17 protein-coding genes and 2 pseudogenes are annotated in these 20,826 nt (G+C 62.7%); 13 read left to right on the top strand and 6 right to left on the bottom strand.

Annotation, left to right across the window (positions count from 1 at the left end; all coding sequences use genetic code 11):
* Positions 1–92 precede the first annotated feature (92 nt).
* The 7 genes from dgt to DDQ68_RS06200 all read left to right on the top strand — a co-directional run bounded on the left by dgt (position 93) and on the right by DDQ68_RS06200 (position 6,168).
* On the top strand, positions 93–1,469 hold the full coding sequence (gene dgt, locus DDQ68_RS06230; RefSeq protein WP_109655530.1) for a dGTP triphosphohydrolase: 1,377 nt from the start codon (positions 93–95) through the stop codon (positions 1,467–1,469).
* A 430-nt stretch (positions 1,470–1,899) separates the two neighbouring features.
* Entirely contained in the window at positions 1,900–2,343 is a 444-nt protein-coding gene (locus DDQ68_RS06225) for a helix-turn-helix domain-containing protein (protein ID WP_162549856.1), read from the top strand.
* A 5-nt stretch (positions 2,344–2,348) separates the two neighbouring features.
* Entirely contained in the window at positions 2,349–3,008 is a 660-nt protein-coding gene (locus DDQ68_RS06220; protein ID WP_109655529.1) for an IS630 family transposase, read from the top strand.
* Between the two features lie 57 nt (positions 3,009–3,065).
* Complete coding sequence (locus tag DDQ68_RS06215) at positions 3,066–3,569, top strand: transposase family protein (protein WP_109654390.1); 504 nt, start codon at positions 3,066–3,068, stop codon at positions 3,567–3,569.
* A 5-nt stretch (positions 3,570–3,574) separates the two neighbouring features.
* Positions 3,575–4,015, top strand: coding sequence for a transposase family protein (locus DDQ68_RS06210; protein WP_109654769.1), 441 nt, complete (start codon positions 3,575–3,577; stop codon positions 4,013–4,015).
* Positions 4,016–4,092: 77 nt separating this feature from the next.
* Positions 4,093–5,415, top strand: a complete 1,323-nt coding sequence (locus tag DDQ68_RS06205) for a family 1 glycosylhydrolase (RefSeq protein WP_109655528.1) — start codon at positions 4,093–4,095, stop codon at positions 5,413–5,415.
* A gap of 15 nt (positions 5,416–5,430) precedes the next feature.
* Positions 5,431–6,168, top strand: a complete 738-nt coding sequence (locus tag DDQ68_RS06200) for an SDR family NAD(P)-dependent oxidoreductase (RefSeq protein WP_109655527.1) — start codon at positions 5,431–5,433, stop codon at positions 6,166–6,168.
* A gap of 225 nt (positions 6,169–6,393) precedes the next feature.
* On the opposite strand, the pseudogene DDQ68_RS06195 reads toward DDQ68_RS06200, so the two are convergent.
* Both DDQ68_RS06195 and DDQ68_RS23740 read right to left on the bottom strand, forming a co-directional pair.
* Positions 6,394–7,077, bottom strand: a pseudogene (locus DDQ68_RS06195) (transposase); the annotation flags it as partial.
* Between the two features lie 20 nt (positions 7,078–7,097).
* Positions 7,098–7,878 (bottom strand): annotated as a pseudogene (locus tag DDQ68_RS23740) (DDE-type integrase/transposase/recombinase); the annotation flags it as partial.
* 16 nt (positions 7,879–7,894) lie between these two features.
* On the opposite strand from DDQ68_RS23740, the gene DDQ68_RS06185 reads away from it, so the two are divergent.
* The 4 genes from DDQ68_RS06185 to DDQ68_RS06175 all read left to right on the top strand — a co-directional run bounded on the left by DDQ68_RS06185 (position 7,895) and on the right by DDQ68_RS06175 (position 11,881).
* Positions 7,895–8,242, top strand: coding sequence for a glycoside hydrolase family 31 family protein (locus tag DDQ68_RS06185; protein ID WP_109655524.1), 348 nt, complete (start codon positions 7,895–7,897; stop codon positions 8,240–8,242).
* Positions 8,209–8,499 carry a DUF5110 domain-containing protein gene (locus DDQ68_RS22640; RefSeq protein WP_162549646.1) on the top strand — a complete coding sequence of 97 codons (291 nt, stop codon included), beginning with the start codon at positions 8,209–8,211 and terminating at the stop codon, positions 8,497–8,499. The genes DDQ68_RS06185 and DDQ68_RS22640 overlap by 34 nt, the downstream gene beginning before the upstream one ends.
* Positions 8,500–8,515: 16 nt before the next feature.
* Positions 8,516–9,520 (top strand): IS701 family transposase, encoded by a 1,005-nt coding sequence (locus tag DDQ68_RS06180; RefSeq protein ID WP_109654788.1) that lies wholly within the window; start codon positions 8,516–8,518, stop codon positions 9,518–9,520.
* Between the two features lie 84 nt (positions 9,521–9,604).
* A complete protein-coding gene (locus DDQ68_RS06175; RefSeq protein WP_109655523.1) occupies positions 9,605–11,881 on the top strand; it encodes a glycoside hydrolase family 3 C-terminal domain-containing protein in 2,277 nt (758 codons plus the stop codon).
* A gap of 151 nt (positions 11,882–12,032) precedes the next feature.
* Here the strand turns inward: DDQ68_RS06175 and DDQ68_RS06170 are convergent, their stop codons facing one another.
* Together DDQ68_RS06170 and DDQ68_RS06165 are read right to left on the bottom strand one after the other, a co-directional pair.
* Positions 12,033–13,310, bottom strand: coding sequence for a pyridoxal phosphate-dependent aminotransferase (locus tag DDQ68_RS06170; protein WP_109655522.1), 1,278 nt, complete (start codon positions 13,308–13,310; stop codon positions 12,033–12,035).
* Positions 13,311–13,422: 112 nt separating this feature from the next.
* Positions 13,423–15,873: an outer membrane beta-barrel protein gene (locus DDQ68_RS06165; protein WP_109655521.1), complete on the bottom strand. Its 2,451-nt coding sequence runs from the start codon at positions 15,871–15,873 to the stop codon at positions 13,423–13,425.
* Positions 15,874–16,181: 308 nt separating this feature from the next.
* On the opposite strand from DDQ68_RS06165, the gene tsaE reads away from it, so the two are divergent.
* Both tsaE and DDQ68_RS06155 read left to right on the top strand, forming a co-directional pair.
* Entirely contained in the window at positions 16,182–16,619 is a 438-nt protein-coding gene (gene tsaE, locus DDQ68_RS06160) for a tRNA (adenosine(37)-N6)-threonylcarbamoyltransferase complex ATPase subunit type 1 TsaE (RefSeq protein ID WP_109655520.1), read from the top strand.
* A 95-nt stretch (positions 16,620–16,714) separates the two neighbouring features.
* Entirely contained in the window at positions 16,715–17,941 is a 1,227-nt protein-coding gene (locus DDQ68_RS06155; RefSeq protein ID WP_109655519.1) for an alanine dehydrogenase, read from the top strand.
* 100 nt (positions 17,942–18,041) lie between these two features.
* On the opposite strand, the gene DDQ68_RS06150 is transcribed toward DDQ68_RS06155, so the two are convergent.
* Both DDQ68_RS06150 and DDQ68_RS06145 read right to left on the bottom strand, forming a co-directional pair.
* Positions 18,042–19,709 carry a formate--tetrahydrofolate ligase gene (locus tag DDQ68_RS06150; protein ID WP_109655518.1) on the bottom strand — a complete coding sequence of 556 codons (1,668 nt, stop codon included), beginning with the start codon at positions 19,707–19,709 and terminating at the stop codon, positions 18,042–18,044.
* Positions 19,710–19,884: 175 nt separating this feature from the next.
* A complete protein-coding gene (locus DDQ68_RS06145; RefSeq protein ID WP_109655517.1) occupies positions 19,885–20,808 on the bottom strand; it encodes a flavin reductase family protein in 924 nt (307 codons plus the stop codon).
* Positions 20,809–20,826: the final 18 nt, after the last annotated feature.

Below are 20,826 nucleotides of genomic sequence, written 5' to 3'. Positions count from 1 at the left end.
TTCATTCTTCTCCACATTTGATCACGGTTTTAATTATTGTGACAATAGAAAACTGTCTTCTATACTAATCCGCGGCCCCTACCTTCGCGGCCATGCCTGAAATGACTTGGCCGCGCCTGCTCTCGCAGCGCCGCTTCCCCGACCAACAGCTGCCGCCCACCAGTGCGGCCCCCGTGCGCGGGGCCTTCGTGCAGGACTACGACCGGGTGGTGTTCTCGTCGGCGTTCCGGCGCTTGCAGCGCAAAACCCAGGTGATGCCGCTGCCCGAAACCGACTTCGTGCACACCCGCCTCACGCACTCGCTTGAAACGGCCGTGGTAGGCCGCTCGCTGGGCCGCCTCGCCGCCCGCCACCTGCTGGAGGCCGACGGGGCCCTGGCCCAGCAGCTGCCCAACCTCGACCAGGACTGCGGCGATATTGTAGCCGCCGCCTGCCTGGCCCACGACATCGGCAACCCGCCCTTCGGCCACTCCGGCGAAGACGCCATCAGCAGCTACTTCGGTAGCGCCGCGGCGGCCCCGTATCTGGCCGGCTTATCGGCGGCTGAAGTGGCCGATTTGCAGCACTTTGAGGGCAATGCGGCCGGCTTCCGCATCCTCACCCATACCTACGCGGCGCACAGCACTGGCACCGCCGGCCTGGGCCTTACCTACGCCACGCTGGGGGCCTTCACGAAGTACCCCAAGCCGAGCGTGGTGGCCGCCGGGGCCCTAATTGGCGGCGCGTCGGAGAAGAAGTACGGCCACTTCCAGGCCGAAAACGCCCGGTTCCGCCACGTGGCCGCCGAGCTGGGTTTGCTGCCCAAAGACGCGGCCGCTGGCTTCTACTACCGCCACCCGCTGGCGTTTCTGGTGGAGGCCGCCGACGACCTTTGCTACCGCATCATCGACTTCGAGGACGGCCTCAAGTTAGGCCTCATCGCTCCGGAAACTGGCCTGCCGCTGCTCAAAGCCATGCTCGGCGACCCGGCCGGGCGCGTGGGCAGCGTGCAGTGGCACGACTGGCGCGAGGAACTGGGCTACGTCCGGGCCCGCCTCATCGGCAAGCTGGTGGGGGAGGTGGCCACGATTTTCGCCCGCCACGCACCCGCCATTTTGCGCGGCGAATACGACCAGCCCCTCATCAAGGAGTTGGGCTGCTGGCCGGAGTTGCAGCAGGTGCAGCGTCTCAGCGTCGAGCGCCTCTACCGCAGCCGCCCGGTGCTCGAAATTGAGGCCGCCGGCTTCGAGGTGCTCGGGGGTCTGCTCGATGCCTTTCTCGCCGCCACTTTCGACGCCCCCGCCGGCCACCGCGCCCGCAAACTGCTCGACCTCGTACCCGACCAGTTCCGCGCCATGGGGCCCCAGGCCGGGGCTCCCGCTTACGAAAAAATCCTGCTCCTCACCGACTATGTGGCCGGCATGACCGACCAAAACGCGCTGAGCCTCTACAAAACCATCAAGGGAATTGAGTTGCCCAAGGGATTTTAGAATGTAGCGCGGGTTTAAATCTAGCGCAGACTTTAGCTTCGCTGTCCTTCGGTTGTAGTCCGCGACGCTCGCTTCATCCCGCCTGTTACCGTTAGGCGACTGGGCAGCGCCGTGGACTACAACCGAAGGACAGCGAAGCTAAAGTCCCCGCTGTACTCGTCGCGAAGTTATTTGCGAAAAAGCAGTAGGGTGCGGGGCTTGCCCCCGCCCGCCGCTGCGCGGACCGCGCGCCAATTGTGCAACGACGGGCGGGGGAAAGCCCCGCATCCTACTGCGCGACGAGTGTATATTTTAATTGACAATGAGGGATTTGTGAGGATGCAGCTGCTGCGCTCGGCATAACCCCGGGGTTTGTTCCGTCGTTACTAGTGGTCTGACAACTTAATTCCGTTTGTAACAGTAACGAGTGGACACCATCCGTTTTTCGCTAATGCCCCGCCTCGCCAAACCCGTCAATCTACCGCCTGCCGATGCCGCCAAATTGCAGGCGATTGTCAAAAAAGGCACCCACAAGAGCCGCAAAATCGCGCGCGCCCGGGCCCTGCTGGCCATGAGCAGCGGCAAAGGAGCCGCCGCCGTGCAGGCCGAAGGGGGCATTTCCACCACCCAGTACTACCGCCTCAAGCGCCGCTACCTGGCCGGGGGGCTGGCCCAGGCGCTGGAAGAGCGCCCGCGCAGCGGGCAACCGCCGAAGGTGACGCCCGCCCTGGAAGCGCGTATCACCAGTCTGGCGTGCAGTGAATTGCCGACCGGCGCGGCCCGTTGGACGCTCTCGCTGCTCAACGAAACCCTCGTCTGCCTCGACTACGGACCGGCCGTTTCCAAGGAAACGATTCGCCAGGTGTTAAAAAAAGCCACCTCAAGCCCTGGCTAAAAGAAATGTGGTGCATTGGCACCATCACGGGCGAATACCTGGCCAATCTGGAGGACGTGCTCGACGTCTACAGCGCCCCGGCCGCAGCGGGCGTGGTGCGCCTGTGTTTCGACGAGCGGCCCTGCCAACTGCTCGACCACGTGCTTACGCCGCTGCCGCCCAAGCCCAACGCGACCCAAAAAGAACACCAGGAGTACGTGCGAAAAGGCGTCTGCAACGTGCTGCTGGCTTATAACATCGACACAGGTCAGCGCCACTTGCAGGTGACGACGACCAAAAATAAGGGCGATTACGCCCGTTTTATGGACTGGCTCGTGCAAACCCACTACCCCGAGGCGGCCAAAATCCAGCTCGTGCAAGACAATTACAGCACCCACACCTACGGGGCCTTTTACGAACACCTACCCCTCGAGACGGCCCGCTACCTGCGCCACACCCTCGAATTCCACTACACGCCCAAGCACGGCTCCTGGCTCAACATGGCGGAAATCGAATTTGCCGCCCTCTCCCGCCAGTGCCTGGCCCAGCGTATCGCCACCCAGCAACGACTCGAACAAGAGGCATTGGCCTGGCAAGCCAAGCGCAACGCCGCCGCCACCAAAGTCAATTGGTCCTTCACCACCAAAAAGGCCCGCGATAAGTTGAAAAACAGATACGCTGAATAAAGCTAATTCGGAAGTGTGTGTTAAGTTACTGCCCGTAGGCGAGGCGTAAATTTGGCTATGGATTACCTGAGTTTGCGCGAGCGGCCCCGCCAGTTTCTGGCCCTAACCAGCTTGCGAGCGGCGGAGTTTGACGACTTGCTGACCGACTTTGCCCCGGCCTGGGAGCGCCACCACCGCTACCACACCCTGGAAGGAACCAAACGGGCGTTCCCCGCCCACCGCGAGCGGGCCAACGCCGTGCTGGCGGGCAGCGATATAAAGCTCTTTTTTCTGCTCACCTACCTCAAAAGCAACGCCTTGCAAGAGCACCAGGCCGCCAGCTTTGGCATTTCGCAAGCGCGCGTCAGCCACTTGGCTACCGCCCTGCTGGGCGTGCTCAACCAGGTGCTGGCCCGGCGCGGGCTGCTGCCCGTGCGCGACGGCGGCGAGTTGGCTCAGCGCCTGGCTAACCACCCGGAGCCGGTCTTTGCCTACGACGGGGTCGAGCGGGGCGTACCACGTAACACGGACCGGGAGGCCCAGGCCGAGGAGTACAGCGCCAAAAAAAAGCGCACCGCGTGAAAAACATGACCTTATGCGATTCCACGCAGTACGTGCATTTTCTCTCGGCTACGGAAAGCGGGCGAGCGCACGACAAAAAACTGGCCGACGAGTACGCGCTGCACCTACCGGCGGGCTGCGTGTTACGGCAGGATTTGGGCTTGCTGGGCCACGCCCCGACCGGGGTCGTGGTGGAGATGCCCCACAAGAAGCCGCCGAAGCGGGAGTTGACGTTTGCCCAAAAGCTGTATAACCAGTTGCTGAGTCCGTTGCGCGTCGTTATCGAACACGCGCACAGCGGTATCAAGCGCCTGCACATGGTGCAGGGCACTATCCGCTTGCGCGGCGAATGGGTGCGCGATACGGTCATGGTCGTGGCCTGTGGGCTGCACAACCTGCGCGTGCGCAGCCCGCACCGCGCCTATCGCGCACCTGTCCACGCGAAACTCGCTAACTACGCCGAATAAGCTTTAATTAACCAAAAAAACTGACGAAACTAAGTTGTCAGACCACTAGCACTCGGTTCCTACCCTAGTTTGCTTCAATGGCCGCTCCCCAATTCCTCTTTGCCACCGGCATCGAAAACAGCAACCCCACCATCCACAACGGCAAGCTGCGCGTCGACGAGTTGGAAAAATGCGGCCATTACCAGCACTGGCAAAAGGATTTTGACCTGGTGCAGGAATTGGGTATTGAGTTTCTGCGCTGTGGGCCCCCGTTGCACACCACCTGGACGGGCCCCCACCGCTACGACTGGTCATTTGCCGACGCCACGTTCCAGGACCTGCGCCGGCGCAACATCGTGCCCATCGTGGATTTGTGCCACTTCGGGGTCCCCGACTGGCTGGGCAACTTCCAAAACCCCGATTTCCCCAAGCTGTTCGCCGATTATGCGGGGGCGTTTGCGCAGCGTTTCCCGTGGGTGCAGCTCTACACGCCGGTGAACGAAATGTACGTCTGCGCCGAATTTTCGGCCCTCTACGGCTGGTGGAACGAGCAGCTGGCCAGCGACCAAGCCTTCGTGACGGCCCTTAAGTACTTGGTAAAGGCCAACGTGCTGGCCATGCACGCCATCTCGGCGGTGCGGCCCGATGCCCTTTTCATCCAGAGCGAATCGAGCGAGTATTTCCACGCTGAAAACCCGGCCGCCATCAAGCCCGCCGAGCTGCTGAACGCCAAGCGGTTCCTGTCGCTGGACCTGAACTACGGCCGCCGCGTGGACTCGGATATGTACGAGTACCTGCTCGACAACGGCATGACCCGCGACGAGTACCACTTCTTTCTGAAAAATAATCGCAAGCACCAGTGCATCATGGGCAACGATTATTACCAGACCAACGAGCACCGCGTGCGCGCCGATGGCACCACCACCGCGGCGGGCGAAATATTTGGCTATCATACCATTACCACCCAGTACTACGACCGCTACCGCCTGCCCGTGATGCACACCGAAACCAACCTCTGGCAGGGCCCCCGGGGCGATGAGGCCGTGAACTGGCTTTGGAAGGAGTGGGCCAACGTGCTGCGCGTGCGCAACGACGGCGTGCCCGTGCTGGGCTTTACCTGGTACTCGCTCATCGACCAGGTGGACTGGGACACAGCCCTGCGCGAAAACAACGGCACCGTGAACCCGCTGGGCCTCTACGACTTACAGCGCAACATCCGGCCCGTGGGCGAGGCCTATAAGAAGCTCATCAGCCAGTGGAAGCGGGTGCTGCCCGCCCAGAGCCTGGCCCTGCAGCTGCCCATCGTGATGCCTAACCAGAGCAATCAGGCCTGGGTTCAGCAAAAGCAAGCCGATGCCCAAACGGCCGAGCAAGACCCGGCCATTGCTGCCGGCGATACCCCGCTGCAAGGGGCCCACTAGTTTCCCTTCCATCCCATGCGCTTCCAGAATAAAGTAGTGATTATCACCGGTGGGGCCGGTGGCATCGGCTTGGCCACTGCCAAGCGCCTGGCCTCCGAAGGGGCCCGCATTGTGCTGGCCGACTTCAACCAGGCCAGCCTTGATGCGGCCGTGCCCGAGGTGCAGGCCGCCGGGGCCCCCGATGTATTGGCCAGCCCCTGCAACGTGGCCGATGAAGGCCAGGTAGAGGCCACCGTGCAGGCCACGCTGGCCAAATTCGGCCGCCTCGACGTGGTGGTGAACAACGCCGGCCTGATGCAGTTCAAGGCCCTCGAAGAGCTGACCGGCGAGGATTGGCTGCGGGTGCTGAACGTGGATTTGCTGGGCGCATTTTACTTTACCAAGCAAGCATTTCTGCACATGAAGCCCGGCGGCGCGGTCGTGAACGTGGCCAGCATCCACGCCATTGCCACCGAGGCGCTGGTGGCGCCCTATGCGGCGGCCAAGGCGGCCGTGCTATCGCTCACACGCTCGGCGGCCATTGAGGGGGCCCCCAAAGGCCTGCGAATCAACGCCGTAATACCAGGTGCCATCGATACGCCCATGCTTTGGAACAACCCAAACGTGAAAAGCGGCGTCGAAAAAATCAACCCCAGCGACGTGGGCAAACCTGAAAACGTGGCCGCTGCCATCGCCTTCCTGGCCTCCGACGACGCTGAATTTGTGCAAGGCTCCGAGCTACTGGTCGACGGCGGTCGACTCGACCATTTGTAGGGCCCTGGGGCTCTAATTATTTGCCCAAACAAAAGCCGCTTCGATTATTTGAAGCGGCTTTTTACTTGTGTAGCTCAGACTCTGTAGTCTGAGTGCGAGCGCAGCGAGCAGGCAGGATGAAACGATTGCAAGCGCAAGGTGTTCGCTGCGCTCACGCTCGGACTATAAAGGCCAAGCTACATGCTCAATTTTTCAGTACGTTACCTGTTATCTAATTAACTGATGTTACGCGGTGAAATGGGCTAATTCCTGATGCATGGCTTTCAGCCCGGCTAAATAGAGTTTTGCTTTCAAGCGAAAATGCCCCAGGCCGTGCCGGAGTTTGAGCACTTCTAACTTGGTGTAAGCCAGAATAGCGGCAAAGAAATGATTGGCCTGTGTGTCCGGCGTTTTGCCCATTGACGCGTTCTGTTTGAGCGATTTGTGATATTCTTCGACTTTCCGCCGTCTTTGGTAAATCGTCGTGAGTTGGGCTTGGTTCAGGCTCGTATCGCTGCTGACCAGATATAGGATTCCCTGGCTACCATCTCTGTTTGTGAAGACTTGTCGGCTCACGAGTACCGCCTGGGGGATGGACCGCAAGAAGACGCGCAGGGGCTGCTCATCCGGAAAAACAAGGGTATCGACGGCCTGAAACCGGCCTTGGGCCCGCTCGGCTTCGCTCCGCGCCACCGTGCGGGAGGATTCAAGGGCCACCACGAAGTCGTGGCCTAATTCGAGCACGGTATTCAGCTTCTCGGCCGAGGCGTACCAGCTATCGGCCAACAGGTAGCGGTAGGCCACCTGCTGTTGGGCCACGCGCAGTATCGCCCGCAGGTACTCGTTCTTCGTGTACCTGCTTTTGGTTTTGGTTTTCTGTGTTTTCGGGTCCACCACGGCTTCGGTTTTCTCGATGAGTTCCACGGCGATTCGACCTGCCCGTTCGTTCAGGGGTGGGCCGGTTTGGTGCGGCGGTGCTCAACGCCGTACCCGGCGCAGACCCGGTCGAAGCGATGCCCACCGGGCAGCACCTGGTGGGGCTGCGCCGTGAATTTCACCCCATTATCGGTCAGGACTTTGTGCGCCTTGCAGGGCAATTTATTCAGTACCTGACGCAGGAATCCAGCCGCTATCATCCGCGTAGCGCGCGGGGGCAGCTCGGCAAAGGCTACTTTACTGGTGCGGTCAATCGCGATAAGAATGCGCGTCAAGCATGTGGGCGGTAGCGCTTGCCCTCTTCAGTACGAACCTCGGCAAAATCAACGTGTAAGTGCCCAATGGGGTAATCCGTAAACTTTTTTCCCCCGGCGGCGCCCCCTCGTCGTCTGGCAGCGGTAGTCGGCTGCTGCCGTGGCGCTGAAAACAGCGGTGCAACGCCGAGCGGGAAAGGTGGGGGGTGGTGGCCTGTAAGGCGTACAGGCAGTCATCGAGCGGCAGCAGCGTGTGCTGGCGAAAAGCCATGGCAATGGCTTCCTCTTCGGCCGTAAGCACGGTCGAAACCGGCTTAGGGCCCATCGGGGCATCCGTCGTCGTGGGGCGCTTACGCCACTTGGCTACGGTTTTGGGGTTGACCCCGTGGCGGTTGGCGAGCGTTTGCAAGCTTTCCTGACTACGTTGGATAGCGGCCCGAACTGCCGCAGTTGTACGGGCGCTGCCGTGGCGTATTTGTGCCGTAAAGCTTGCCGAAATTTCACCCCCGAAACTACACCACCACACTTTGGGACTATACATCTAGAATTCGACGCTGATGTGCGGGCTGGTGCTCGACTTCAACGCCGATCCGGCCGTGCGCAACATTGCCGACCAGTTCATGTTCGGCCCCAGCCTGCTCGTGAACCCGGTGACCGATTACAAGGCCCGCAACCGCAAGCTGTACCTGCCAGCCACCACGGGCTGGTTCGATTTCTACTCGGGCAAGTACCTGCCCGGCGGCCAGGCCCTGACGGCCGACGCGCCCCTGGAGCGCATGCCGCTTTACGTGCGCGAGGGCCCGATTCTGCCCTCCGGCCCGGCCGTGCAGTACGCCGCCGAGAAGCCCACCGACCCCATCACACTGCACGTGTGCACGGGAAAAAACGCCGCCTTCACGCTTTAAGAGGACGAAAGTGTCAACTACAACACGAGAAGGGTACCTTCGCCAACATCCCGCTCAGCTACGACGAAGGCGCCAAAACCCTGACCATTGGGGCCCGGCGAGGTATCTTGCCCGGCATGGCGGCCCAACGCAGCTTCCGGGTGGTGTGGGTGCGCAAAGACCAGCCCACCGCCTGGGCTCCCGACGCGGCCCCGGCCCAAACTGTGCCGTACGCCGGCCGTACCTTAACCGTTATAGGACTTACGCAAAAAGTGTAACTTGAAAGGAAAAGCCATGAAAGTGACGGCACAACTGTACGGGCAGTTTTTGGTGAGCAGCCAGGTCAACTACACGGGGACGTATCTGGCCGAGCATCTGGAGGGCCTCTCGCACGACAACGTGCGCTATTTTCTCAAAACCCGGCGTTTCACCCCCCGCCAGCTCTGGCAGCAAGTACGCCCACAGGTGATGCTCAGCGCGCGGGGCTACGTCCTGTTTGACGACACGGTGCTCGACAAGCACCACAGCCGGCGCATCGAACTCGTACGCCGCCAGTACAGCGGCAACGCCCACGGCGTGATTGCCGGCATCGGCCTGGTGACGTGTGTGTACGTCAACCCCGAAACCGACCAGTTCTGGCTCATTGACTACCGCCTTTTCGCCCCCGACACCGACGGCAAGACCAAGCTCGACCATGTGGCCGACATGCTCGGGCAATTGGCCCCGCGCAGTATCCCATACCGCACGGTGCTCATGGATAGCTGGTACGCCACCACGGCCCTGTTCAAGTGGCTGCTGGACGAAGGCAAAACATTTTACTGCCCGCTGAAAAGCAACCGGCTCGTCGATGATTCCGGCGGCCAGCAGCCCTACCAGCCCGTGGCCTGCCTGTGCTGGTCGGCCGCCGAAGTAGAAGCTGGCAAAATCCTGAAAGTGAAGGGCATGCCCAAAGATTGCAAACTGAAACTCTTCCGCGTACTGGTGTCCACCCACCGGACGGACTACCTCCTCACCAACGAGGTTGAGCCCTTGCACACGGCCGCTGCCGAACACGAAAGCAGCGTCCGCTGGACGATTGAGCAGTTTCACCGCGAACTCAAGCAACTCACCGGCGTGCAGGCCTGCCAGTGCCGGCTGGCCCGCAGTCAGCGCAATCATATTGCCCTGGCCGTGCGCGCTTGGACCTGCCTTAAACAAGCCGCCTACCAAACCAAACAAACCGTCTATCAGCTCAAACAAGGCTTTTTGGATGAGTATATGCGACATGAATTACGCCAGCCTTCGCTCGCGTTTGCGTAAGTCCTACGTTAGAATGAATTAACCTCTTGCCAAAGGCTGCGCTGGGACCCCAGCGCGGTCAGTTTTCCTTATTCCTACTTCACAATGCTTCCTTTTTCCATTCGCGCCCAGGCCCTGGTGGCCGCAGCACTGTTTTGTGCCACCGCCGGCGCGGCTTCGGCCCAAACCAAAAAGCCTGGGGCCCCCGCCGCCAAGCCCGTGGCCAACGCCCAGCAGGCTCTGCTGGGCCACGAGGTCGAAATCGACGCCCTGCTCAAAAAGTTGACGCTTGAGGAGAAGGTGCATATGATTCACGCCAACTCGGCCTTCGCCGCCGGCGGTGTGCCGCGCCTGAACATCCCCGAAATCATGACCTCGGACGGGCCCCACGGCGTGCGCCCCGAGCAGGGCCGCGACTGGAAAGCCGTGGACGCTCCCGACAACGCCGGCACCTACCTGCCCACCAACAATACCCTGGCCGCCACCTGGAACCCCGCCCTGGGCTACGCCTACGGCACGGTGCTGGGTAGCGAGGCCAACTTCCGGGGCAAAGACATTATTCTGGGGCCGGGCATCAACATCATCCGCGCACCGCTCAACGGCCGCAACTTCGAGTACCTCAGCGAAGACCCCTACCTGGTGTCGAAGATGGTGGTGGGCTACATCCGCGGCGTGCAGGACCAGGGCGTATCTGCCTGCGTGAAGCACTACGCAGCTAATAACCAGGAAACCCACCGCGACGACGTCGATGTGGAGATGAGTGAGCGGGCACTGCGCGAAATCTATTTGCCGGGCTTCAAGGCCGCCGTGCAGCAGGGCGGGGTGTACTCGCTCATGGGCTCCTACAACAAGTTCCGGGGTACCTACGCCACCGAAAACGCCTACCTGATGAACGACATCCTGAAAAAGGAATGGGGTTTCAAGGGGCTGGTGATGAGCGACTGGGGCTCGGTCCACAATACCCAAAATGCGCTGCGTAACGGTACCGACCTGGAAATGGGAACTGACCTGGCCATTGCCTACAAAAGCACGGCGCAGACGGTGGAACACTTTAAGCCAGTCTTCAACAAAGCCATCTACGACCGGTTTTACCTAGCCGACGCGGCCCTGACCGCCGTGGAAAAGGACCCCACCCTCGTGCCACTGGTCGACGATAAGGTGCGCCGCATCCTGCGGGTGATGTACGCCACGCACATGCTTGGCGGCGCCAAGCGCCAACCCGGCTCCCACAATACCAAGGCTCACCAGGCCACCGCCCTCAAGGTGGCGGAAGAAGGTATCGTGCTACTCAAGAACGACGGAAATTTCCTGCCGCTGAAGAAGACCGTGAAAACGGTGGCCGTCATCGGAGCCAATGCTACCCGCGAAAACGCCGGTGGTGGTGGCAGCGCGCAGCTCCAGGCCAAGTACGAAATCACCGCTTTGCAGGGCCTCAAGAACGAGTTGGGCAGCCAAGTTGCCATCACCTATGCGCCGGGCTACAAAATTGCGAAAGACCAAAAGCCAGACCCTGTTCTAATTGCCGAAGCGGTGGCCGCGGCCAAAGCGGCCGAAGTGGTGGTTTACGTGGGCGGCTCCTTCCACGGTTACGACTACAAGAAGTGGGGCGATAATGCCTACGATTCCGAAGCCGTGGACAAGCCTGACCTGCACCTGCCCTTCGGCCAGGACGAGCTGGTGAAGGCCGTACTGGCCGCCAACCCCAACACTGTGGTAGTACTGCTCGGCGGCGGCCCCATCGACGTGTCGCCCTGGGTAAGCCAGACCAAGGCCCTGGTGGAAGCCTGGTACCCCGGCATGGAAGGCGGCAACGCCCTGGCCCACCTGCTGTTCGGCGACGTGAACTTCTCGGGCAAACTGCCCCTCACCTTCCCCGTGAAGCTGGAGGACTCTCCCACCGCCGTGCTGGGCGAGTACCCCAGCAGCCCCGGCCAGCCGCTGAAAGTGGTGTACAAGGACGATATTTTCGTGGGCTACCGCTACTACGACACCTATAAAGTAGCGCCGCAGTACCCCTTCGGCTACGGCCTGAGCTACACCACCTTCAAGTACGGGCCCCTAACCGTGACGCCCGGCCCGCAAAGCGCCACCGTGAAGCTGAGCGTGACCAACAACGGCCGGGTGGCCGGTGCCGAAGTGGTGCAGCTCTACGTGCACGACGGCCACGCCGCTGTCAAGCGCCCTGAGAAGGAGCTGAAGTCTTTCGAAAAGGTCTTCCTCAAGCCCGGCGAAACCAAAACCGTAACTCTGGCTTTGCCCGCCGAATCGTTCAAGTACTACGACGAAGGCAAAAAGCAGTGGGTGCTGGCCCCCGGCAAGTTCGACCTGCTGGTGGGCAGCTCCTCGCGCGACATTCGTCAAACCGGTACCGTGCGCCTGTAAACTTGTAGCGCGGACTTTAGCTTCGCTGACCTTCGTTTGTAGTCCGCGTCGCTGCCCGGTCGCTGCCCAATAATTGGTAGGACGAAGCAAGTGACGCGGACTACAACCAAAGGTCAGCGAAGCTAAAGTCCGCATTACAGCAAAGTCCGCGTTACTGCGCCACGGGCTCGCGCACGCCCAGCGCGTCCAGGGCGGCCGGTAGGCGCACCAGCGCCGCTTCAATGGAAGCTGTCGACTCGGCGCCGACCGAAAGGCGGAACCACGGGTCGGTGGTTTCGGCCCCAAAGGCGCTGAACGGTACCATTGCCAGCCCGGCGGCCTGGATGAGGTACGACGCCACGTCTTTGGTAGTGGCCAGCACCTGGCCGGTGGGCGTGGTGCGGCCCACGGCTTCGATGCGAACGGTGAGGTAGATGGCCCCGGCCGGCGCGATGGCGGCCACAGGGTAGCCCTGGGCTTCCAGGGCCCCCAGGCCATCGTAGAGGGTTTGCAGGCTGCGTTGCAAGCCGGCCTTGAAACCGTCGAGGAAGGCATCGACGGCCCCGGCCTGGGGCAGGAATTTGGCGGCGGCTACCTGCTCGGCCTTGGGGGCCCAGGCCCCTACGTGGCCCAGGATGGACTTCATCTGGTCGATGACCAAGGCGGGGCCGAAGGCGTAGCCCACGCGCACGCCGGTGGCGGCGAAGCACTTGGAGAGGCCGTCGATGTAGAGCACGTACTCGCGCAGGGCGGGGCGCAGGCTCACGGGGTCGAAGTGCTCGGTTTCGCCGAAGGTCAGTAGCCAGTAAATTTGGTCGTAGAGGATGTAGAGCGGCTTTTCGTTGGGGCCCCTGCTTTGGTTTTCCAGCAGCACCAGGTCGCAGATTTCCTCCAGCGCGGCCTTGGTGAACACCGTGCCTGTGGGGTTCAGCGGCGAGCACAGGGCCAGCAGCGTGGCCCCGGCCAAGTGGGGGGCCAGGTCGGCGGCGGTGGGCATGAAATCGGCCTCGGGGCTAGTGGGCACGGCCACGGGCGTGGCCCCGGTGAGGTGGCAGTAGTGGTTGTTGTTCCACGACGGTACCGGGAACACCACCCGGTCGCCGGGGTCCACCAGGGCCCGGTAGGCAGCGTAAATGAGCGGCCGCGAACCCCCAGCCACCAAAAACTCGGCCGGCGTGTAGGTTAGGCCCTGCCGCTGGTGCACAAAATCGGCCGCCGCCAGGCGCAGCTCGGCAATGCCGGGCGCGGGCGGGTAGTTGGTTTGGTGCTGCTGGTAGGCGGTGATGATGCCTTCCTGCAAGCCCTCGGGAATCGGGAACAGCGCGGGGTCGAAGTCGCCGATGGTGAGGTTGCAAATGGTCGCGCCCTGGCGTACCATCTCGCTCACCTCGTTGCCGATTTTAATGATTTCGGAGCCGCTGAGGCCCGCGGCCAGGTGCGATATTTTCATGGGAGGAAGGATTGGAATGCTGGTTAACGCAGCGAAGATATTGCTCCCGCAACAACCGGCCCCTCGCCGGGGTTGTCCCGGGGCCCTACTCTTTTCGCCCCGGGCCCCGCGGCTACTGGCCGGCAGCGCGGCGCAGCTCGTCCTCGGCGCCAGCGGCGCGCTTGCGGGCCCCGGCCACCGTGGTGCGCCCGAAGCGGTAAGTGAAGGCCAGCGTGGCCACCCGCATATCTTGCCGCTGGAAGAAGGTTTCCGAGAAATTGGCGTACGTCTGGGTCGAGCGGACGGGCGTGGTGTAGAAAATGTCGGCCACGGTCAGGCGCAGCGTGGCCTGCTTGGCCCACAGGCTTTTCTGCACGCCGGCCGTCACTTGGCCGCGGTACTTTAGCCGCTCGTAACCAAAGGTTTCGCCGGTCTCAAAGTTCGCGTTTAGCTCGCCCGCCCAGCCGCCGGGCAGGGCAAACGTGTTGCTGCCGGTGAAGGTGAAGGCCGGCCGGCGGTTAACGGGCGGCCCCCCCGCGGGGCCCCCCACGAAGCGGGCGTAGTAGAGCACGGCGTTGCCGTAAAACGTCCACCACGGGGCTAGCGTGAGTGGCGCGGTAAAGGTGAGGGCGTAGTTGTGCTGCACGGCCAGGTTCACATTACGGCTCACCACCAGCAAGTTGCCATCGGGCGCGGGCTGCACCTGGATGACGATGGGCCGGTCGGTGCGGCTGTAGCTGAGGCTGGTGCTGAACTTCTGGCGAAAGGTGTGGGTCAGCTCGGCGTTGTAGCTGGTGGCGGGCAACAGGGTGGGGTTACCCGCGCCGTACGAGGTAGGGTCGATGTAGACGCGCAATGGGTTCACCTGGCTGTAGTTGGGGCGCTCGATGCGGCGACCCAGGGCCAGGCTCAGCGCGTGCTGTTCGCTCAGCGTGTGCTCCACCGATATGCTCGGAAAAAGTTGGAAGTAGTGGCGCTCGAAGCGGTCGGCGCCGTTGGCTGAGCGGCCCAGCGTGTTGGTTTGCTCGGCGCGTAGGCCGGCTTGCAGGGCCGTGCGTGCCCCGGCGCGGCGTAGGATGCCGTAGGCAGCGTTCACGTTTTCGTCGTAGCGAAATGCGCCGGAAATGGCCAGGTCCCGCGCCGTGACGCCGTTCTGCGTGCGGTCAAACGCCACGTCGTTGTCCGAGCGCACGCGCGTGGTCTTGGCTCCGGCCTCCAGGCGCACGCGGTGGGGCAGGGGCCGGGTGTAGTCGGCCTTCACCGATTCGATGTAGAGGGTACTTTGCTGGTTGCCAGCGAGTAGGCCCGGGGCCCCGCTGGGCTGGTCGTAGGCCGTGGCCAGGCCGGTGAGCCGGCGGGTGTCGTAGCGGGCGTAGTCGGCATCGGCCGAGAGCGTAGCGGCCCCGGCTGAATCGGCAAAGGTGTGGCGTAGGTTCGCGTTCAGCGTGGCGTTGGGCCGGTGCACGTCCTGGGTAATGACCGAGTGGTAGCGGCTGGCGAGCGCGCCCGCGTCGTCGTACTGGCTCGTCTGGTTTTGGTTGGTGCTGCGGAGCTGGTTGGCTAGGCCGCTGGCGGCCACGCCCACCAGGGTACGGGCCGAAAAATTGTAGTCGACCCCAGCTTTGTAGGCGTGCGACTGCAAGTGGTTCACCAGGTCGTTGGCCTGCATGCTGCTGCTGCCGGGGCCTCCGGCCGGCGCAAATTGCCGCTCAATATCAACCCGCGTAAAGCCGCGCCGGTCGGTGTAGGCGTAGTTGCCGAAGGCGTTGAACTTCTTCTGGCGGTAGTTCAGGGCCCCGCCGCCCGTGAACTTGCCGTATTCGCCGCGGCCGTAGGCGGCGTTCAGGCTGCCGTTGGTGCCCAGGCGCTGGTCTTTTTTGAGGGTAATGGCGATGACGCCGGCCGCGCCCTGGGCGTCGTAGCTGGCGGGCGGGTTGGTAATCAGCTCGATGGTGCTCACCTGCTCGGCGGGCAGGGCCCGCAGCAGGTCGCCCAGCTCGGTGCCGGTCAGGGCCAGGCGCTTGCCGTCGAGCAGCACCAGCAGGCCCTGGCGGCCGCGTAGGCCCAAGTTGTCGCCCGCATCCACCGTCACGCCCGGGGCCCGGCCCAGCAGGTCGAGCGTAGTGGCACCGGCGGCCAGCGGGCTGTTTTCCACGTGCAGCACGGTGCGGTCGGCCAGGTGCTCATACAGCGGCCGGGCGGCCGTCACGGACACCTCCTTCAGGGCCGTGCTGGCGCTGTGGGCTAGTACCAGCGGCGCCAGCGTGAGGCCCGCGGCTGTCAGCTCAAACACCGGGCTCCAGCGGTGCCGGAACCCCACTTGCGCCACCGACACCCGGTAGCGCCCGCCCGCCGCCGCCAGCCGGAAAGTGCCCTGGGCCCCGGTAAACTCTGCCTTCACCACTACCGAATCGGTGGCGCGGTGCAGCGTGACGGTGGCAAACTCCACGGGGACCCCCGCACTGTCGGCCACGGTGCCGCTCACGGCCGGGCCCGACTGGCCCGCGCTCGCCAGCGGCCGCCCGGCCAGGGCGATGCAACAGATAAAAATAAAATATAACCTTGTTGGGGAAAAATTGGGCATAGGCAATCTGGCAACTAAAAATCGTAGCCGCGGACCGAGGCCGCTGGGCTGCGCGCAACGCAATAGTGCAGGGGGCCTGCATTTTGTTGGCCTGGGGCAACTTCCGGGCCCGGTACTGGTAAGCACTGGGCAGTTCGTAGTCAAGGGATTAAGTTAGAAGAAGGCAGGGATTCAAGCGTTAGCAGGACTGGAAGATATAGGTAAAGCCGCTCATTTTCCAACGTTTAATTCGACTTTCGGCCTGTTGTGCGGGGGCCCCGCGGCGGCCCACGGTGCCCCGTGCACCGGGGCGTTGGTATTTTTGCGCGATGCTATCCGTTCAGCTTTCCGTACCCGCCCTCGCCGCCCTGCCCGCCGCCGCCCAGCAGTTGGCCGCCGCCATTGCCGCCAGCGGCTGCCCGGTGGTAGCCCTGGTGGGCGAAATGGGCGCCGGCAAAACCACCCTCGTGCGGGCCCTGGGCGCGACTCTGGGCATTGCCGACGACATCAGCAGCCCCACCTTTGGGCTGGTGCACGAGTACCGCGACGGCCGCGGGGCCCCGGTGTACCACTTCGACTTCTACCGCATCGATTCCGTCGAGGAAGCCGCCCGTATCGGGGCCGCCGAGTACTTCGATTCGGGGTATCTTTGCTTAGTAGAATGGCCGGACCGCGTGGCCGCGCTGCTGCCCGTGCCCCGGCTTGAACTCACCCTCACCCCCACGGGCCCCGAAGCGCGGGAAATAGAATTAAAAATTATAAATTAAGAATTAAAAATTATGGGCCGCGAATTTAAAATAGCAGCTTAACACGCTGAAAATTTTAAATTTTAATTCACAATTTTTATTTCCCTTTTCCCCCGATGCCCGAACAACTACCCTCCGGTTTCGAGTCGCTCGCGGCCAGCCGCGCCTATTTTACGCAGGAGTCGCTGCTAGCCGTGGAAACGCGCAAGCGCAAGCTCTTCATTGGCCTGCCGCGCGAAACCACGCTCCAGGAGAACCGCCTGGGCCTCACGCCCGAAGCTGTGCAGCACCTCGTCACGGCCGGCCACGAGGTGGTGCTGGAGGCCGGCGCCGGCGAGCCCAGTAAGTACTCCGACCACAACTACTCCGAGGCCGGGGCCCAAATCGTGTACTCGCCGCAGGAGGTGTTCCAGGCCGACATCGTGCTGAAGGTAGCCCCGCCCACGCGCGACGAAATCGAGTACCTGCACCCGGGCCAGACGCTGATTTCGGCCCTGCAAATGGGGACGCTTACCGCCGAGTATATCGCCGCGCTGCAACGCAAGAAGGTGAACGCCATTGGGTTTGAATTCATCCGCGACCCCTCGGGGGCTATGCCCGTGGTGCGCGCCATGAGCGAAATTGCCGGCTCGACGGTGATGTTGGTGGCGGCCGAGTACCTGGCCCGCTCCAACGAGGGCAAGGGCATCATCCTGGGGGGCATCACGGGGGTGCCGCCCTCGCAGGTGGTCATTTTGGGGGCCGGCACGGTGGCCGAGTACGCCGCCCGCGCCGCCATCGGCCTGGGCGCCGAGGTGAAGGTGTTCGATAACCACCTCTACAAGCTGCGTCGTCTCAAGCATAACTTGGGTACCCAGCTCTACACTAGTACCTTGGACACGTTTGCCTTGAGCCAGCAAATCCGCCGGGCCGACGTGGTGATTGGGGCCCTGAGCATCGAGGACGGCCGCATCCCGTTCATGGTGCCCGAGGAAATGGTGGCCAGCATGGCCCCCGGCTCCATAGTTATCGACGTGAGCATCGACCAGGGCGGCTGCTTCGAAACCAGCGAGATGACCAGCCACTCGCAGCCCATCTTCCGCAAGTACGACGTAGTGCACTATTGCGTGCCCAACATCGCCTCCCGCGTGCCTCGCACCGCCACCAACGCCCTGAGCAACATTTTCACCCCCATCCTCCAGGAAATTCACCAGCACGGCGGCATCAACGAAGTCCTCTTCACCAACGAGCACTTCCGCGCCGGCGTCTATATCTACCGCGGCTCGCTCACCAACGCCGCGATTGGAAAGAAATATAACATGCGGTACAAGGAATTGGGGTTGCTAATTGCGGTGCGGAACTAGGTAAACGGAGCAATGATTTAAGCAGTGCTTAAGTTCTCACTTTGTCTCTAGTTTCGTTTGGTCCACTTTAAGGGGAAGTCTATAACAGCAACTGTTGTGGCTACGACAACCCCGTAATTACTCCATCGTCGTCGATTTCCATGCCGGCGGAAGCGGGCACGGGTGGCAGGCCAGGCATCCGTACCAGAGTACCGAGGATGGGAATTAGGAAGCCCGCGCCGGCCGCCAGCTCACATTCGCGCACGGTGACGCGGAACCCTTCGGGCCGGTTGATGAGTTTCTCATTGTCGGAAAACGACTTCTGGGTTTTGGCCATGCAAATGGGCAGCCCGGCTAGGCCCAGCCGGTCGATGCGGCGCAGGTCGGCCTCGGCCTGGGCGGTGTAGTCCACGCCGACCGCGCCGTACACCTCGCGGGCAATGGTTTCAATTTTAGTTTTCACCGGTTGGTCCCAGGCGTAGAGCGGGCGCAGGTGGTTGGTGCCTTTGGCAATATTGGCCAGCACAGCCTCGGCCAGGGTGGCGGCTCCGGCGCCACCTTCGGCCCAGCTGGTGCTGAGGACGGCCTCCACGCCGCGGGCATGGCACAGCTGCTGCACCAGGGCCACTTCTTCGGGCGTGTCGGTAACGAAGTGGTTGATGGCCACCACGGGTTGGTAGCCAAACTTCTGGATGTTTTCGATGTGCTTGGCCAGGTTGGCAAAGCCCCGCTCACAGCGGGCCAGGTCGGGAGTATTGAGCTCGGCGGCGGGGGCCCCGCCGTGGTGGCGCAGGGCGCGTACGGTGGCTACCAGCACCACGGCGGCGGGGGCCAGGCCGGCATAGCCGCACTTGATGTTGAGGAACTTCTCGGCGCCCAGGTCGGCCCCGAAACCGGCCTCCGTCACCACGTAGTCGCCCAAGGAGAGGCCCATGCGGGTGGCTAGTACGGTGTTAGTGCCCTGGGCGATGTTGGCGAAGGGGCCGCCGTGCACCAGGGCGGGGGTTTGCTCCAAGGTTTGCACCAGGTTGGGCTTTAGCGCGTCGCGCAGCAGGATGGTCATGGCCGCTTCAGCTTGCAGCTGGCGGGCGTAGATGGGCTCGTTGGCGTAGCTGAAGGCCACGAGGATGTTGCCGAGTTTGGCCTTTAGGTCGGGCAGGCTGGTGGCCAGGCACAGGATGGCCATCACCTCGGAGGCGGCCGTGATATTGAAGCCGTCGCTGCGCATCACCCCATTGGCTTTGCCGCCGAGGCCCACGATGGTCTGGCGCAGGCTGCGGTCGTTCAGGTCGAGGCAGCGCTTCCAGAGCACGGTGCGCGGGTCGATGCGGAGGGGGTGGTTGGGCGTCTGGATGGCGTTGTCAAGCAAGGCAGCCAGCAGGTTGTTGGCCTTTTCCACGGCGTTGAAGTCGCCGGTGAAGTGCAGGTTGATGTCCACCATCGGGCTTACCTGCGAGTGGCCGCCGCCGGTTGCCCCGCCCTTGGCTCCGAACACCGGCCCCAGCGATGGCTCGCGTAGCACCACCACAACTTTTTTGCCTAGCTTACTCAGCCCGTCGCCCAAGCCGATGGACACCGTGGTTTTGCCCTCGCCGGCCGGGGTGGGCGTGATGGCCGTGACCAGAATCAACTTCGCGGCGGCTATCTTTTCTGGGGCTATCAGGTGCAGGGGTAGCTTGGCTTTGTAGCGGCCATAGGGTTCCAGGTCGTCTTCGGGAATACCCAGGCGCGCGGCCGCTTCTTTAATCGGCGGCAGAATTACGGATTGGGCAATGGAAATGTCGGTCATGCGGTGAGGCTATTTGTTTCAAATATGGCAACTGAAAAGCGGAGATTTTGTGTAGCACGCAGCAAGAATAATTTTCTATCATCCCGCCCGTGGCCCGTCAGGTTAGTATCCAGTTCAAGCCACCGGTTTGCCAAGACTATTTCATCCTCCACAGTTCGCGGCAGCGTTATGCTATTTAGCCGAGCAGAAGTGCCTTCCACGCTTCCACTACCCGTCCTTCGGCCAGAAACTGCTGGGCCAGGAGCGTCAATTGTTGCTGCTGGTCGGGGGCCCCGGCGGGATATTTGTTTAGCAAGTAGGCCACCATTGGTTCGGTTTTAAATTCCTCGACTTGCGCGGGGGTGGGCAGGGCCTCGTGCTCCACGTTGGCGAGTTGGCCCAGGTCGTTGCCGGTTAAAATATTGCTGGTGCGGATGCGCGCCGGCAGCTGGTCGTGGCCCATGCCCAGGCGGCGGTTGGGCCGCACCACTTCGAAGAGGCTGGCCCCGCTGGCGCGGCTGTACCAGTCGCCGCCCAGCCGGGCCACGGCGTCGAGCTTGTAGGGGTCGATGCCGGCGGCGCCGGGCAGCAGAATATCCTGGCGGAAGTGGGCCCGTACCGCGCGGCATACCACCAGGTGGCCCGCCCCGGGGCCTTGGCTGAGCTCGACGATCTGCTCCACTACGCACTCGAAGGCGGCGGGGGCCTCGGCCACGCGCGGCGGGCGCACCTGGTCGCTGGCCAGCTCGGTGAAGCCGGCCTTGGCAAATTCGTTCACGCCCGCCGGGTACTCGGCGCTGGCCAGCGACAGCTGCTGCACCATGGCGTAGTCGCAGATGTTGATGACGACCTCGGGCACGGCGCGCACGTTCAGCAGCGTGTGCTTTTCGGAGCCGTCGCGCAGGCGGTTCACGGGCGAAAACACGAGCATGGGCGGCGTGTAGCTGAATACGTTGAAGAAGCTGTACGGGCTCAGGTTCACGCGCCCGTCGGCGTCCACGGTGCTGGCAAAGGCGATGGGGCGCGGGGCCACTGCGCCGCCGAGCAGCGGCATCCACTGGGCGGGCGTGAGATCGGCGGGCGAAACGGAATGGAAGGTAGCAGGGGCAAGGGGAGTCATGGGGCGAAGCGCAAGGTT

The sequence above is a fragment of the Hymenobacter nivis genome, from assembly GCF_003149515.1.
In the GTDB taxonomy this organism is placed as follows: Bacteria; Bacteroidota; Bacteroidia; order Cytophagales; family Hymenobacteraceae; genus Hymenobacter; species Hymenobacter nivis.
The sequence above is the reverse complement of the archived record's forward strand: the minus strand, read 5'-3'. Positions and strand labels throughout refer to the sequence as shown.